Annotated in this window: 13 protein-coding genes; 6 read left to right on the top strand and 7 right to left on the bottom strand. The window is 68.2% G+C overall.

Annotation, left to right across the window (positions count from 1 at the left end):
* The first annotated feature begins 63 nt into the window (after nt 1-63).
* A complete protein-coding gene (locus tag JHN63_RS20875) occupies nt 64-1,428 on the top strand; it encodes an LCP family protein (protein WP_200682628.1) in 1,365 nt (454 codons plus the stop codon).
* Nucleotides 1,429-1,485: 57 nt separating this feature from the next.
* Here the strand turns inward: JHN63_RS20875 and JHN63_RS20870 are convergent, their stop codons facing one another.
* Nucleotides 1,486-2,010 carry an acyl-CoA thioesterase gene (locus JHN63_RS20870; RefSeq protein ID WP_200682627.1) on the bottom strand — a complete coding sequence of 175 codons (525 nt, stop codon included), beginning with the start codon at nt 2,008-2,010 and terminating at the stop codon, nt 1,486-1,488.
* 120 nt (nt 2,011-2,130) lie between these two features.
* Here JHN63_RS20870 and JHN63_RS20865 point away from each other — a divergent pair, with 120 nt between their 5' ends.
* Nucleotides 2,131-3,423 (top strand): LCP family protein, encoded by a 1,293-nt coding sequence (locus tag JHN63_RS20865; RefSeq protein ID WP_200682626.1) that lies wholly within the window; start codon nt 2,131-2,133, stop codon nt 3,421-3,423.
* Nucleotides 3,424-4,137: 714 nt separating this feature from the next.
* On the top strand, nt 4,138-4,485 hold the full coding sequence (locus JHN63_RS20860) for a hypothetical protein (RefSeq protein ID WP_200682625.1): 348 nt from the start codon (nt 4,138-4,140) through the stop codon (nt 4,483-4,485).
* A gap of 325 nt (nt 4,486-4,810) precedes the next feature.
* On the opposite strand, the gene JHN63_RS20855 is transcribed toward JHN63_RS20860, so the two are convergent.
* From JHN63_RS20855 to JHN63_RS20845, 3 genes are all read right to left on the bottom strand, one after another.
* The gene (locus JHN63_RS20855; RefSeq protein ID WP_200682624.1) at nt 4,811-5,773 is read right to left on the bottom strand and encodes a site-specific integrase; all 963 of its coding nucleotides are present in this window, start codon (nt 5,771-5,773) and stop codon (nt 4,811-4,813) included.
* A gap of 43 nt (nt 5,774-5,816) precedes the next feature.
* A complete protein-coding gene (locus JHN63_RS20850) occupies nt 5,817-6,392 on the bottom strand; it encodes a hypothetical protein (RefSeq protein ID WP_200682623.1) in 576 nt (191 codons plus the stop codon).
* 159 nt (nt 6,393-6,551) lie between these two features.
* A complete protein-coding gene (locus tag JHN63_RS20845) occupies nt 6,552-7,709 on the bottom strand; it encodes an acyl-CoA dehydrogenase (RefSeq protein WP_267953789.1) in 1,158 nt (385 codons plus the stop codon).
* Between the two features lie 178 nt (nt 7,710-7,887).
* Here JHN63_RS20845 and JHN63_RS20840 point away from each other — a divergent pair, with 178 nt between their 5' ends.
* Nucleotides 7,888-9,231, top strand: a complete 1,344-nt coding sequence (locus JHN63_RS20840) for a UDP-glucose/GDP-mannose dehydrogenase family protein (protein ID WP_200682621.1) — start codon at nt 7,888-7,890, stop codon at nt 9,229-9,231.
* 609 nt (nt 9,232-9,840) lie between these two features.
* On the opposite strand, the gene JHN63_RS20835 is transcribed toward JHN63_RS20840, so the two are convergent.
* Nucleotides 9,841-10,341: a CGNR zinc finger domain-containing protein gene (locus tag JHN63_RS20835; protein ID WP_200682620.1), complete on the bottom strand. Its 501-nt coding sequence runs from the start codon at nt 10,339-10,341 to the stop codon at nt 9,841-9,843.
* Between the two features lie 84 nt (nt 10,342-10,425).
* Here JHN63_RS20835 and JHN63_RS20830 point away from each other — a divergent pair, with 84 nt between their 5' ends.
* Together JHN63_RS20830 and JHN63_RS20825 are read left to right on the top strand one after the other, a co-directional pair.
* Nucleotides 10,426-10,788, top strand: a complete 363-nt coding sequence (locus JHN63_RS20830; RefSeq protein ID WP_200682619.1) for a VOC family protein — start codon at nt 10,426-10,428, stop codon at nt 10,786-10,788.
* Nucleotides 10,789-10,802: 14 nt separating this feature from the next.
* Entirely contained in the window at nt 10,803-11,183 is a 381-nt protein-coding gene (locus JHN63_RS20825; RefSeq protein WP_200682618.1) for a VOC family protein, read from the top strand.
* A gap of 10 nt (nt 11,184-11,193) precedes the next feature.
* Here JHN63_RS20825 and JHN63_RS20820 read toward each other — a convergent pair whose 3' ends face one another.
* Both JHN63_RS20820 and JHN63_RS20815 read right to left on the bottom strand, forming a co-directional pair.
* Nucleotides 11,194-12,336: a dipeptidase gene (locus JHN63_RS20820; RefSeq protein WP_200682617.1), complete on the bottom strand. Its 1,143-nt coding sequence runs from the start codon at nt 12,334-12,336 to the stop codon at nt 11,194-11,196.
* Nucleotides 12,337-12,455: 119 nt separating this feature from the next.
* Nucleotides 12,456-13,634, bottom strand: a complete 1,179-nt coding sequence (locus JHN63_RS20815) for a dipeptidase (protein WP_200682616.1) — start codon at nt 13,632-13,634, stop codon at nt 12,456-12,458.
* Nucleotides 13,635-13,639: the final 5 nt, after the last annotated feature.

Here is a 13,639-nt window from a genome sequence, read left to right as displayed (position 1 = left end):
CCACGGACAGCGTCGTCGCCGCCCGCATGGCCCAGCGCGGCTTCTTCGGCCGTACGGGGGGCCATGCGGGCGGCGACGACGCTGTCCGTGGTGGTGCTCGCGTCCGCCGGGATCGGGCACGCGGTGGTCACCAGCCTGGACGCGGACATCGCCCGCGTCGACCCCTTCAAGGACATGAAGAACCGCCCGCGCGCGGGCCACGGCATGAACGTCCTGCTCGTCGGTACCGACGGCCGCGACAAGATCACCGAGCAGGAGCGGCACAAGTACCACCTCGGCGGCGCGCCCTGCCACTGCACCGACACGATCATGATCGTGCACATCTCGGAGGACCGGGAGCGGGCCAGCGTGGTCAGCCTCCCGCGCGACTCCTACGCCGAGACGCCCCCGCACGTCGATCAGACCACCGGCGAGCACCACGGCCCGCACCCGATCAAGCTCAACGCGGCGTACGCGGAGGGCGGCCCCAACCTCACCGTGCGGACCGTCGAGAGCATGACGCACGTGAAGATCGACCACTACCTGGAGGTCGACTTCACCAGCTTCATGAAGACGGTCGACGTCCTGGGCGGCGTGAAGATCTGCACCGCCGAGCCGCTCAAGGACTCGTACACGGGTCTCGATCTCCCCGCCGGATCGCACACGCTGATGGGCGGTCAGGCCCTCCAGTACGTCCGCTCGCGGCACGTCGACGGCGCCTCCGACCTCGGCCGGATGAAGCGCCAGCAGCGTTTCCTGGCGGCGCTGATCGACCAGGCCACCTCCTCCGGGGTGCTGCTGAACCCGCTGAAGTTCCGTGACGTGACGCGCGCGGTCCTCGGCTCGGTCCGCGCGGACAAGGGCTTCGGCACCGACGAACTCCTCGACCTGGGGCGGGCGATGCGCACCTTCTCGCCCTCGTCCTCCGAGTTCACGACCGTGCCGATCGGGCAGATGGGATACGTCGTGAAGGGCATCGGCTCCACCCTGAAGTGGGACGGGCCGAAGGCGGCGAAGCTCTTCCAGGCCCTGCGCGACGACCAGCCGCTGACCGTGCACCGGGCGCCGCGCGCGAACGCCGTGAAGGTGGACGTGGCCCCGCAGCAGATCCGGGTCCAGGTGGAGAACGGCACGGCGACCGGCGGTCTCGGCAAGCGCGTGGACGCGGCCCTCGCGGCGACCGGCTTCCGCACGACGCACCTGCCGGTGAGCGCCGCCGACCACGCCGTACGACGGACGGTCGTGGTCTACGACCCCCGCTGGGACCGGTCCGCGAAGTCGCTCGCGGCGGCGCTGCCGGGGAGCGAGCTGCGGGCGGTGAAGGGCCAGGGGCCGGTGCTGAAGGTGATCGCCGGGAGCGACTTCAAGCAGGTCACGCGGGTGCGGGCGACGGATGTGCAGCAGGGCGAGTTCGGGGTGGTGACCGGGGACGAGGTGGGGTGTTCGTAGCGAACCGGGTGGTTCGTGACGAGGTGGGGTGTTTGTAACAGCGCCGGCGGACGGGTCTCAGTCGTCCAGGCCCTCCGCCGCCCGCTTCGCGCGCAGATCCATGATGGCGCGGCGGCGGGCCAGGCGGTGGGTGCGGCGGATCTGGGCCTCCTGGTAGCGGCGCTCGTCGCGCTCGGTCTCCGGGAGGACCGGGGGCACCGCGCGGGGCTTGCCGTCGGCGTCGACGGCGGCGAAGACGAGATACGCCGAGCCGACCTGGGTGGCCGGGGTCGACTCGTTCCACCGCTCGGCCAGGACCCGTACGCCGACCTCCATGGAGCTCCGCCCGGTCCAGTTGACCTGAGCCTTCACATGGACGAGGTCGCCGACGCGGACCGGTTCCAGGAACGCCATCTCGTCCATCGACGCGGTGACGGCCGGTCCGCCGCTGTGCCGCCCGGCCACGGCGCCCGCCGCGTCGTCGACCAGCTTCATGATCACACCGCCGTGCACGGTCCCGAGCAGGTTCGTGTCGGCGTTCGTCATGATGTGGCTGAGGGTGGTCCGGGAGGCGGACGTCGGCTTGCCCGGCAGGTCTGTCATGGACGCCACCCTATGCCGGGGTGGACATCTGCGGACTTTGTGTTGGCTTCGCAACAGCAGTGCCCTGATTTTCCTACGACCCTTGTATTGGGCATGGTCGCAACCTGCACACTGGGCCCCATGAACGATTGGCCCGAGGGATGGTCCGGCGGCAACCGCGGCAACGAGTACGGACGCGGTAGCGCGAACGCACAGCCGGAGAGCGCACGTGTGATGCGCCAGGTACGACGCGGCCCGCAAGCCCCGCCGTACGGCGCCGGAGTCCCGCCGCAGCCGTCGTACACGGGCGGCCAGGGCTACGACGAGGGCCAGAACGGCTACGGCCAGGGCGGCTACGACAACAACGGGTACGACGGCTACAACACCGGCCAGGTCTACGGCGGTGGCGGACCGGTCGGACCCGAGGGCCCGGACGACGGGCGCGGCCCGCGGCGCGCGCCGAACTGGCGCCGCCGTATCAAGTGGACCGCGATCACCGTGGTCACCGTGCTGGTCGCGACCACCATCGGCACCTACTTCTGGGCCGACTCCAAGCTGAACCGCGACGTCGACCTGTCGAAGGTGATCGACCGGCCGGCGGGCGGCGACGGCACGAACTACCTGATCGTCGGGTCCGATAGTCGTAAGAACATGTCCGCCGAGGAGAAGAAGAAGCTGCACACAGGTTCGGCTCCGGGGCAGCGCACGGACTCGATGATGATCCTGCATGTCGGAGACAACGGCGACACACTGATCTCACTACCCAGGGACTCTAACGTCACGATTCCGACGTTTCTCGGCTCTGAGTCCGGCAAAATTAAAGGCCCGCTGGGCACGAACAAGCTCAATGCGGCCTACGCCATCGATGGGCCGACGCTCCTGGTCCGCACGATCGAGTACAACACCGGTCTACACATCGACCACTACGTGGAGATCGGCTTCTCAGGCTTCGCGAACATCGTGGACGCGGTCGGCGGCGTCACGATCGACATCGACAAAGGCTTCAAGGACTCGTACTCGGGCGCAGACTTCAAGGCCGGCAAGCAGAAGCTGAACGGCGACCAGGCGCTGGCCTTCGTCCGTACCAGGCACGCGTTCGCTGCGTCCGACCTCCAGCGCACGAAGAACCAGCAGAAGTTCCTATCGGCTCTGGCCCACCAGGTGGCTACACCGTCGACGCTCCTCAACCCATTCAAGCTCTACCCGACCCTCGGCGCTGGCCTGGACTCGCTGAGCGTCGACAAGGACATGTCGCTCTGGGACCTGGCGTCCATGTTCTGGGCGATGAAGGGCGTCAACGGCGGCGACGGCACCTCCATGAACATGCCGATCTCCGGCTCCACCGGCGGCAACCTCGTCTGGGACAAGGCGAAGGTGAAGACTCTGGTGAATGAGTTGCAGAACGACGAGAAGGTCACACTTTCAGGTAATTGAGAGATCGATTTGCGCCGATTGGACCAAATGTGCGCAACCGTCGACGGCCGGGATTTCCTCGCCAAAGGCGCGGCTACAATAACTGGAATCAAAGGGGGCGATAACACGAACCTTGACAATGGGGTTCACTCACACAGGCCCCTGCCGACAACGCAAAAGCGCACGGACAGAAAGAACATTCTTACCGCGTGACTAAATCACGCTCGCGCCGAAAAGGAGGCTGGCAAACATGGCAATGCGGCTTGATCATTTGATACGCGCATCCCTCGACGAGTGGCCCATAAAGGATAATAACCACCCCTTGGACGCAGACCGCGCGTGGCGGGCGGCCGCAAAGCATAGGACGATACGCAAGCGTCTGATGTTTACATTTTCCTTCTTGATCCTGACTGCGGCAGGAGTATTTATCCTGCTCTCCACACAGTGAGCCGAATTACCTGGTTCGCCACCAAGCCGAGAAGTCACTTCGCCTCAGGCTGACATGCTCACGAAGTAGCCAGAATCTCCTTTGCATACACATCTATCCCGATTTAGGGTCAATGGACTTACCTGTCGAATGTCATAATTTCACCCATCTTCTCCCTTTCTGAATAAATTAAGCGCTTGACATGAACAAGTAGCAAATGGAAGGATCTTCGGAATCCCCAAAGAAACCCAACCCGAAAGGCCTGAAGAAATATGAAATATGCAAGGAGTCTCCGATCGGCTGCTACCGTGTCAGGAATCGCAATCGCCTTTACTGGAACGCTTCTGGCCGCCCCAGCATCCGCCGAGCCGGGAGATGCAGTCTATAGCGCGAACGGCTGGTCCGAAGCCCAGTTCTTTGATTCATTCGACACCAAGAGAGTCTGCGACGATGCCAAGGATGGCCATTCGGGCGTCGGGAAATTCCGCTGGAGCGGCGGCTCTAAGACGGTGTGGGACACTAAGGGTGCAAATACTTGCGAAGATGACCAATCCAACATACCTGAAAATGTAACCGTTTACTACAAGGCCTGCATTGGTGAGAGTAGTACCGGGAAGATATGGGACTGCGGAATTGAACTTTGGCAGGATAACTAATTCATGAGGCGGTAGGGGATCAGCCTCGACCCTCCGGACCAGCAACGTCGGTCCGCCCTCGGCGTACTCTGCGCTGAGCTCCAGTCGACCCGCGCCCTTGTATGTCTCACTGGAGGTGGACGCCACGAGAAGGTCACCACCTCCGACAGCTGACGACAGGCTCTCAGGCCCTGCCGCACGCCACCAACGCAACGTGCGGCAGGGCCAACTCGTCTCGCCCGATAGCAAACCGAGGGGTCGGTTACCGATATGCCAATCGGTCAGACGTCCGCGTCGTCATTGAGTCCCCGGCCAGTGCTGAATACGGTCAGGGCGCTCACACCTGTCAGGCCACGCCGAACAACCCACGCATCGAGCCAGCGCTATCCTCCCGGCGGACAAGCCCAAGGGCGCCGTCCATCGCCAGCCGGGCACGATCCGGAGCATCCGGCATGAGGTCCCCGTAGTACCGCTCCGTGAAACTGACGGATGAGTGGCCGAGCCACGCGGAGACCTCGGTCACCGGCACGCCCTGCGACAACAGGGACGCGGCATAGAAGTGTCGGAAACTGTGCGGTTTGAAATAGGGGATGCCGGCGGCGGCCAAGGCGGGCTTCCAGATCCTGGCGTACCAGTAGTACGGATACAGCAAGCCGGTGCGAGTGACGTTACTGAACAGGAGTTCTTCAGGACCCCAGGTCTCGTACTGGTTGAGATGCCGGCGCACAGCCAGGGCCACTACGTCAGGCAGCGGAACATCCCGCCCTCTGTCGCCCTCCTCCCGCCACTTGACGTGACGAAGCCGCATGCTGCCGTACTTGCCCGATCCGGTATCCCCGTCACAGGCGACCTGCCGGTCGACTGTGAGTGTCCTGCCGCCGAAGTGGATCCGGTCTCGCCCGATCCCCATGGCCTCACCGAGACGCAAGCCGCACCCGGCCATGAGCCAGAACATGCCGCGATAACGCTCCGGTGCCGCCCCGATGGCAGCGTGCACAACTTCCGCGCTGGGGACGTGGACTTCGGCGCGCTGGTCTCGGTGTGTTCGTGCCCGGCTGACAGGGAGGTCGACGCCTTTGCAGGGGTTGCTGTTGGCCAACCCACATTCCGTCGCCCAAGCGAAAACCGACATGAGGATGTTGAAGCGGAACCTCGTCGTGGACGGTTTGTACTTTCGTGTGTGGGTCATCCATGTGACCCATTCCTCGATGTCAGCCGGCACGAGTGCGCCGATGATCCGCGCCCCGAAGAACGGTACGACGCTTCGACTCAGGATCGACCGGTACTGCTTGACGCTGCTGTTTTCCAATCCACGCGTCGTAGCCCATCGCTCGAAGACCACAACGAGCGGCTCACTCCCGATCCGACCGGTCTCGGCTCGGCTCATGTTCTTCCCTCTCCAGACATCGCCTGGACTTGGCCGTCAGGCGATCAGCGGGCTTACCTGGCGGCCCGTCGAGGAAACCCATGGCGCGCGCCCGCCGAATACGGCCGCTGATGGTGTTACGGCTCATCCCCCACGCCGTCGCCAGCCGCGTGATCGGACTCCGGTACCCCTGCTCCACCAGCCGCACATACTCGCGGGACATCAGGGCGTAGTCCTGCTCGGTCTCGACCCTGTCGAGTACGACACCGGACCGGGCCCCATCGATCGCGTAGCCCAGTCGCGCGCGAAGTTCCTTCGTCGTCCTGCGGATCTCCGCCATGGAGATCGATCGCATGAGTTCCGCCGTGATGCCGTCCGTCCCCGCTACCGCGTCCAGGTCGGCGGGAGGATCGATACGAAGGCTGGAAGGGCCGTCCCATGGCGCGCCCAGAACACTCACCACAGTCAACCTCCAGCCGTGCAACTCGGCCTCATGGACGAGTAGGTCTCCGTCCACGCGCCATCCCTCAGGCAGTTCGGCGTCTCCACGTTCGCTGGTCACCAGCCGAACATAGCGCGACACACAGCAGCCACCATGTGCCGGGTGGCCCCCGGACACACACAGAAGCATAGAACATGAAACACAACTCATGCCATGTTCCGCGTTTCTCACACGGACGGAAGAGGGGCGCCCCGAGGGACGCCCCTTGCGCTCGACCTCTTACGGCAGGTTGCGCGCCATCACGATGCGCTGAACCTGGTTCGTTCCTTCGTATATCTGCGTGATCTTCGCGTCGCGCATCATGCGCTCCACCGGGTAGTCGCGGGTGTAGCCGTAGCCGCCGAGGAGCTGGACCGCGTCGACGGTGACCTCCATCGCCACGTCCGAGGCGAAGCACTTGGCCGCCGCGCCCTGGAAGGTGAGGTCCTTGTCGCCACGCTGGGACTTGGCCGCCGCCGCGTAGGTCAGCTGGCGGGCGGCCTCGATCTTCATGGCCATGTCGGCGAGCATGAACTGGATGCCCTGGAAGTCGGCGATCGGCTTGCCGAACTGCTTGCGCTCCTTGACGTAGCCCTTGGCGTAGTCGAGGGCGCCCTGGGCGATGCCGAGAGCCTGGGCCGCGATGGTGATGCGGGTGTGGTCCAGGGTCTTCATCGCCGTGGCGAAGCCGGTGCCCTCGGCGCCGATCATGCGGTCGGCGGGGATGCGGACGTTGTCGAGGTAGACCTCGCGGGTCGGGGAGCCCTTGATGCCGAGCTTCTTCTCCGGGGCGCCGAAGGAGACACCCTCGTCGGACTTCTCGACGACGAAGGCCGAGATGCCCTTGCTGCGCTTCTCGGGGTCGGTCACCGCCATCACCGTGTAGTACTCGGAGACGCCCGCGTTCGTGATCCAGCGCTTCACGCCGTTGAGGACGTAGTGGTCGCCGTCGCGGACCGCCTTCGTCTTCATGCCGGCCGCGTCCGAGCCCGCGTCCGGCTCGGAGAGGGCGTACGAGAACATCGCGTCGCCCTTGGCGAGCGGGGTCATGTACCGCTTCTTCAGGTCCTCGGAGCCCGAGAGGATCACCGGGAGCGAGCCCAGCTTGTTCACCGCCGGGATGAGGGAGGAGCTGGCACACACGCGGGCCACCTCCTCGATCACGATCACCGTGGCCAGGGCGTCCGCGCCGGTGCCGCCGTACTCCTCGGGGACGTGGACGGCGTGCAGGTCGTTCGCGACGAGGGCGTCGAGCGCCTCCTGCGGGAAGCGGGACTCCTCGTCCACCGCTGCGGCGTACGGCGCGATCTTCGCCTCGGCCAGTGAGCGGATCGCGTCGCGGAGCATGTCGTGCTCCTCTGACGGGCGGTACAGGTCGAAGTCAGCCGATCCGGCCAAGGTCTCTCACGCTCCAAGGACGCTGTGATCACAGTGCTAATTACCGTTAAGTAACCCAAATTTTAGGGGCCCGCCCACGGGAGGGATACGTGAGCTTGGCGACAGGGGGAAAGTTGCCCGCTGTGACGTCCGACTATGCTCGGGCGCGCATCGCCCCCGTCCCCCTTCTGGAGCATTCATGGCCCTCAAGATCACCGTGATCGGCACCGGCTACCTGGGCGCCACGCACGCCGCGGCCATGGCCGAACTGGGCTTCGAGGTGCTGGGGCTCGACGTCGTTCCGGAGAAGATCGCGATGCTCCAGCGGGGTGAGGTCCCGATGTACGAACCGGGGCTCGAGGAGCTGCTGCGCAAGCATGTGGCCGGGATCGAGGGTTCCACCGGGCGGCTGCGCTTCACCATGGACTGGGCGGAGATCGCGGAGTTCGGCGACGTCCACTTCATGTGCACGAACACCCCGCAGAAGCACGGCGAGTACGCCTGCGACATGTCGTACGTCGACCGGGCCTTCGAGCTGCTCGCCCCGCACCTCACCCGTCCCGCGCTCGTCGTCGGCAAGTCCACCGTGCCGGTCGGTTCGGCGGACCGGCTGGCCGCGTACCTCGCCGCGCACGCGCCCGTCGGCGCGGACGCCGAGCTGGCCTGGAACCCGGAGTTCCTGCGGGAGGGCTTCGCCGTCCAGGACACGCTCCACCCGGACCGGATCGTGGTCGGCGTCCGGAGCGAGCGGTCCGAGAAGCTGCTGCGCGAGGTGTACGCCGGGCCGGTCGGGGCCGGGTCGCCGTTCGTGGTGACGGACTTCCCGACCGCCGAGCTGGTGAAGACGGCCGCGAACTCCTTCCTCGCCACGAAGATCTCCTTCATCAACGCGATGGCCGAGGTGTGCGAGGCGGCGGACGGCGACGTCGTGAAGCTGGCCGAGGCGATCGGGCACGACGAGCGGATCGGGAAGAAGTTCCTGCGGGCCGGGATCGGCTTCGGCGGGGGCTGCCTGCCCAAGGACATCCGGGCGTTCATGGCGCGCGCCGGTGAACTGGGCGCCGACCAGGCGCTGACCTTCCTGCGCGAGATCGACTCCATCAACATGCGGCGGCGCGGACAGATGGTCGAGATGGCGCGCGAGGCGCTCGGCGGCGGGTCCTTCCTGGGCAAGCGGGTAGCCGTCCTCGGCGCGGCCTTCAAGCCGGACTCCGACGACGTGCGCGACTCCCCCGCACTGAACGTCGCCGGCCAGATCCACCTCCAGGGCGGCCAGGTCACGGTGTACGACCCGAAGGGCATGCCCAACGCGCTACGGCTGTTCCCGACGCTGGGCTACGCCGACACCGCCATGGAGGCCGTGCGCGGCGCCGATGTCGTCCTGCACCTGACGGAGTGGCGTGAGTTCCGCGAACTGGACCCGGCGGCACTCGGCGAGGCCGTACGCGCCCGGGTGGTCCTGGACGGACGCAACGCCCTCGACCCGGCCCTGTGGCGGAAGGCGGGCTGGACGTTCCGCGCGATGGGGCGTCCCACGGCGTAGCGCGTGGTCGGGCGTAGCGGACGGGCGGACAGGCGGACAGGCGGACAGGCGGACAGACGGAGGCTACGACGCCGGACCGCGGCGCCGGGTCCAGGGCACCGGACCACGACGCCAAGCCCGCGGCACCGGACCACGAAGCCGGGACACGGAGCCGGGCAGGGCGACGCCGACCCGACGCCGTGGCGGAAGGCCGACTGGACGTTCCGTGCGATGGGGTGGCCCACCGCGTAGCACGTGGTCGGCCGTAGCGGACGGGCGGACGCTACGACACCGGACCGCGACGCGAGGCTGGGCCGGAGGCCCGGCAGGGCGACGCCGATCCGGCCGGGGCTCGATCGACGGGCCGCCCCACCGTCTGACACACCCGCCCCACCGCACGACTCACGCACATCAGCGCACGACCCACGCGCCCCACCGCCTGACACACCCGCCCCACCGCGCGGCTCGCCCACATCCCCGCACGACTCACGCGTACCACCGCACAACCCTCGCGCACGCAGGCGACGCCGGTCCGGCCGAGGCTCAGTCGGCCGGACCGGCGTCTGGCTGCATTCTGCACCACTGGGCTGTACTCGGCGCCCGGACCGCTCAAGTCACCCCCGGCGATGGCTACTTGGCCCGGTAACGCCGCATCTTGGCGCGCGCCCCGCACACCGCCATCGAGCACCAGCGGCCCCGGCCCGCCGGACTGCGGTCGTAGTACGCCCAGTGGCAGGTCGGCGCCTCGCACGCCTTCAGGCGGGGCCAGGTGCCCGCGACGAGGCCCTCGGCGATGGCCGCCGCGACGCGGGAGGGCAGGGGTTCCGGGTCGGCGGGAGTGAGGCGGGCGGAGCCGTCGTGGGCGTCGAGGGCGATCAACAGCGGTGCGTGCGCGAGGAGTTGACCGAGCTGGGTCACGTCCTGGTGCGCGGGGTGGCCCGCGTGGGCGAGCAGGGTGGCGCGCAGGGACTCGCGCAGTTCGCGGGCGTACGGGACCTGGTGTGCCGTGAGTCCGAAGGGCGCCCGGCCGTCCTCCGTGTCGAGTGCGTCGACGCCCGCCTCGATGTCCAGCGTGTTGACCAGCGCCTCGATCAGGGCCAGATCGCCGGGCGCGGGGACTCTCTCACTCATGCTTGCGACGTTACCTCCTATGCGGGACCATGAGGTAACCGTTACCGGCTGACGCCACATATGGGTAACCCGAAGGAGTCCGTCATGACCATCGCCACGCTGGGTGCCGTAGTCCTGGACTGTCCCGACCCCCGCGCGCTCGCCCGTTTCTACGCCGGGATCCTCGGCGGCACCGTGGAGGAGGACGGGAGCGACTGGGTGGACCTGAAGCTGCCGGACGGGCGGACACTGGCGTTCCAGGAGGCGCCCGGGCACGTACCGCCGAAATGGCCCGCGTCCGGCGACTCCCAGCAGTTCCATCTCGACCTGACCGTCGAGGACCTGGACACGGCCGAGAAGGGCGTCCTGGCGCTGGGCGCGAAGCCGCTGGACACCGAGGACCCCGCACGCTCCTGGCGTGTCTACGCCGACCCGGCGGGGCACCCGTTCTGCCTCTGCGCCTGCTGACCCGGGAGGTCATCGTGACTGCCGTGCGTTTCCGTTCCACCGTGATCGACTGCCCCGACCCGCTCGCGCTCGCCGCGTTCTACGCCGGCTTCCTGGGCGGCACGCCCCACGCCGCCGACGACGAGTGGGTCGTCCTCGACCTCCCGGACGGACCCCGGATCGCCTTCCAGCGGGTGACGGACTACACCCCGCCCGAGTGGCCGCGCGCGGACCGGCCGCAGCAGTTCCACCTCGACTTCGACGCCGGGTCGACGTGGGAGGAGATCGAGGCGGCGGAGAAGGCCGTACTGGCGCTCGGCGCGCGGGAGTTGGCGCGGCAGGACAAGGAGGACTTCCGGGTGTACGCCGATCCGGCAGGGCATCCCTTCTGCCTCTGCCGGATCGACCACCCGTAGCACCGCTCGGTCAGCTGTCCAGCTCCGCGATCTTCGCCGTGGACGGCTCGCGGCGCTGCTGTGCGGCGCGGGCCGTGAAGTCGGCGCTGCGCAGGGCGCGTTGGACGTTGCCCCAGCTGAGCAGGGCGAGGTCGGGCTCGGACCAGCCGCGGTGCAGAAGCTCGGCGATGAGGTTCGGGTAGCAGGAGGCGTCGGCGAGCTCCTGCGGATGGGCCGTACCGGCGTCGTACGTGCCGGACAGGGCGACGCACTCGCGGCCCGCGACCTCGTGCACATGGTCGAGGTGGTCGGCGACGTCCCGGACGGACGGGCCGGTCTGCTCGGCGGTGAGCGGCACCATGCACAGGCCCTTGGCGGCGCCGACCGCGGCGAGCAGTTCGTCGGAGAGGTTGGCCGGGTGCGGGCGCAGCGTGCGGGCGGCGGAGCGGGTGAACACCACCGGCGCCTTGGAGACCGCCAGCGCGCGCCGGACCGTACCGTCGGAGGCGCCGGAGAGGTCCGCGAGCACGCCGAGGCGGTTCATCTCGCGCACGACCTCCTCGCCGAACCGGGTCAGCCCCGCCTCGCTCGCCCAGGACACCCCGGAGAGGGTCAGGACCCGTAGGCCCAGCGCGTGCAGCGAGCGCAGAATGCCCAGGGAGTCGCCGAGCGCGGCGGCTCCGGCGGGGCCCAGCAGCACGGCGATACGGCCGCAGTGACGCACGTCGGTGGTCTCGCCGGCGGTGTACGCCAGCCGCAGGCCCTCGGGGTGGGCGCGGACCACGGTGTTCACGAGGTCGAGCTGCTCCAGGGTGGCGCCGACCGCCCGGTCCCCGGCGAGCCCCTCGGGCAGGTGCAGCGACCAGAACAGCGCGCCGACATGCCCCTCGCGCAGCCGCGGCACATCGGTGTCCACGGAACTCTCCCCCAGCTCCAGGTCGAACCACGGCAGATGCCGCAGCGCCCACGGCAGCCCGCTGTACCCGTCCGCGACCGGATGCGCGGCGAGGATCGCGTGCGCGCGCTCCAGCGGGGCGGCGGCCGGATCGGAGACGGGGTCGTACGGTTCCGCGGTGTCCGGCGGGAAGGGCCCACCGGGAAAGGGCTCATGGACCAAGTCGTCGAGCTCGCCGACCTCGGTCGTCGCGTGCAGTTGGTCCTGGAGGTCGGCCATGGCGGGCTCCGTACGTCGTTACGGCAGTACGGTCACCGTCGCACGCCCGCGAGGGGGCTACCTGGTGGGCGGGGCGTTCGGGCTACGGCGCGGGAACCGGGGCTCCCGCGCCACGCCGGTCAGCCGTCCAGCGCCTCGATCGTCGCGTTCGAGACCCCCCGCGTCGCCCGCAGCTCCCGTGCCACGTCCTCCGCCGCGCCCAGCACCCGTACCGCGTTCCGCCAGGTCACCTTGGCCAGGTCGGACCTGGACCAGCCGCGGTCGAGCAGTTCCGCGATGAGGTTGGGGTAGCCGGAGACGTCGTTCAGGCCGTCGGGGGTGAAGGCCGTGCCGTCGTAGTCGCCGCCGATGCCGAGGTGGTCGACGCCCGCGACCTCGCGCATGTGGTCGAGGTGGTCGGCGACCGTGGAGACCGTGGCGATCGGGCGCGGGTGGAGCTCCTCGAAGGCGCGGTGCACCTTCATCGCCTCTTCGGTGGTCTCCAGGTGGTGCAGGCCGTGCGCGCGCATGTTGTCGTCGGCCGCGGCCGTCCAGTCCACGGCGGCCTGGAGCACGAACTTCGGTACGAACGTCACCATCGCCATGCCACCGTTGGCGGGGAGGCGTTCGAGCACGTCGTCGGGGATGTTGCGCGGGTGGTCGCAGACGGCCCGGGAGGAGGAGTGCGAGAAGATCACCGGGGCCGTCGACGTGTCCAGCGCGGCGCGCATCGTCGTCGCCGCCACATGCGAGAGGTCGACGAGCATGCCCTCGCGGTTCATCTCCCGCACGACCTCCCGGCCGAACGCCGACAGCCCGCCGACCGCCGGTTCGTCCGTCGCGGAGTCGGCCCACGCCACGTTGTCGTTGTGGGTGAGCGTCATGTAGCGGACGCCGAGGGCGTACAACCCCCGTAGCGTGCCGAGGGAGTTGGCGATCGAGTGCCCGCCCTCCGCCCCCATCAAGGAGGCGATACGGCCCTCCGCGCGCGCCGACTCCATGTCCGCGGCGGTCAGCGCGGGCGCCAGGTCCGCCGGATAGCGGGCGAGCAACTGCCGTACGCAGTCGATCTGTTCGAGCGTCGTCGGCACCGGGTCGGGCAGGTCCGAGCGGACGTACACCGACCAGTACTGCGCACCGACACCACCCTCGCGCAGGCGCGGGATGTCGGTGTGCAGATGGGCGTTCTGCGCCACGGCGATGTCGCGGGCGTCGAGGTCGTAGCCGACCTGCTTGCGCAGGGCCCAGGGCAGGTCGTTGTGCCCGTCGACGACCGGGAACTCGCGGAGCAGTTCCCGGGCCTGGTCCAGCGAGGTCATGCCCG

It is taken from the genome of Streptomyces sp. MBT65, from assembly GCF_016612545.1.
In the GTDB taxonomy this organism is placed as follows: domain Bacteria; phylum Actinomycetota; class Actinomycetes; order Streptomycetales; family Streptomycetaceae; genus Streptomyces.
The sequence above is the reverse complement of the archived record's forward strand: the minus strand, read 5'-3'. Positions and strand labels throughout refer to the sequence as shown.

Excerpts from the sequence above, each read along its gene's own strand:
- JHN63_RS20865 (WP_200682626.1), top strand. The coding sequence starts at position 2,131 with ATGAACGATTGGCCCGAGGGATGGTCCGGCGGCAACCGCGGCAACGAG.
- JHN63_RS20840 (WP_200682621.1), top strand. The coding sequence starts at position 7,888 with ATGGCCCTCAAGATCACCGTGATCGGCACCGGCTACCTGGGCGCCACG.
- JHN63_RS20815 (WP_200682616.1), bottom strand. The coding sequence starts at position 13,634 with ATGACCTCGCTGGACCAGGCCCGGGAACTGCTCCGCGAGTTCCCGGTC.
- JHN63_RS20830 (WP_200682619.1), top strand. The coding sequence starts at position 10,426 with ATGACCATCGCCACGCTGGGTGCCGTAGTCCTGGACTGTCCCGACCCC.
- JHN63_RS20870 (WP_200682627.1), bottom strand. The coding sequence starts at position 2,010 with ATGACAGACCTGCCGGGCAAGCCGACGTCCGCCTCCCGGACCACCCTC.
- JHN63_RS20820 (WP_200682617.1), bottom strand. The coding sequence starts at position 12,336 with ATGGCCGACCTCCAGGACCAACTGCACGCGACGACCGAGGTCGGCGAG.
- JHN63_RS20835 (WP_200682620.1), bottom strand. The coding sequence starts at position 10,341 with ATGAGTGAGAGAGTCCCCGCGCCCGGCGATCTGGCCCTGATCGAGGCG.
- JHN63_RS20875 (WP_200682628.1), top strand. The coding sequence starts at position 64 with ATGCGGGCGGCGACGACGCTGTCCGTGGTGGTGCTCGCGTCCGCCGGG.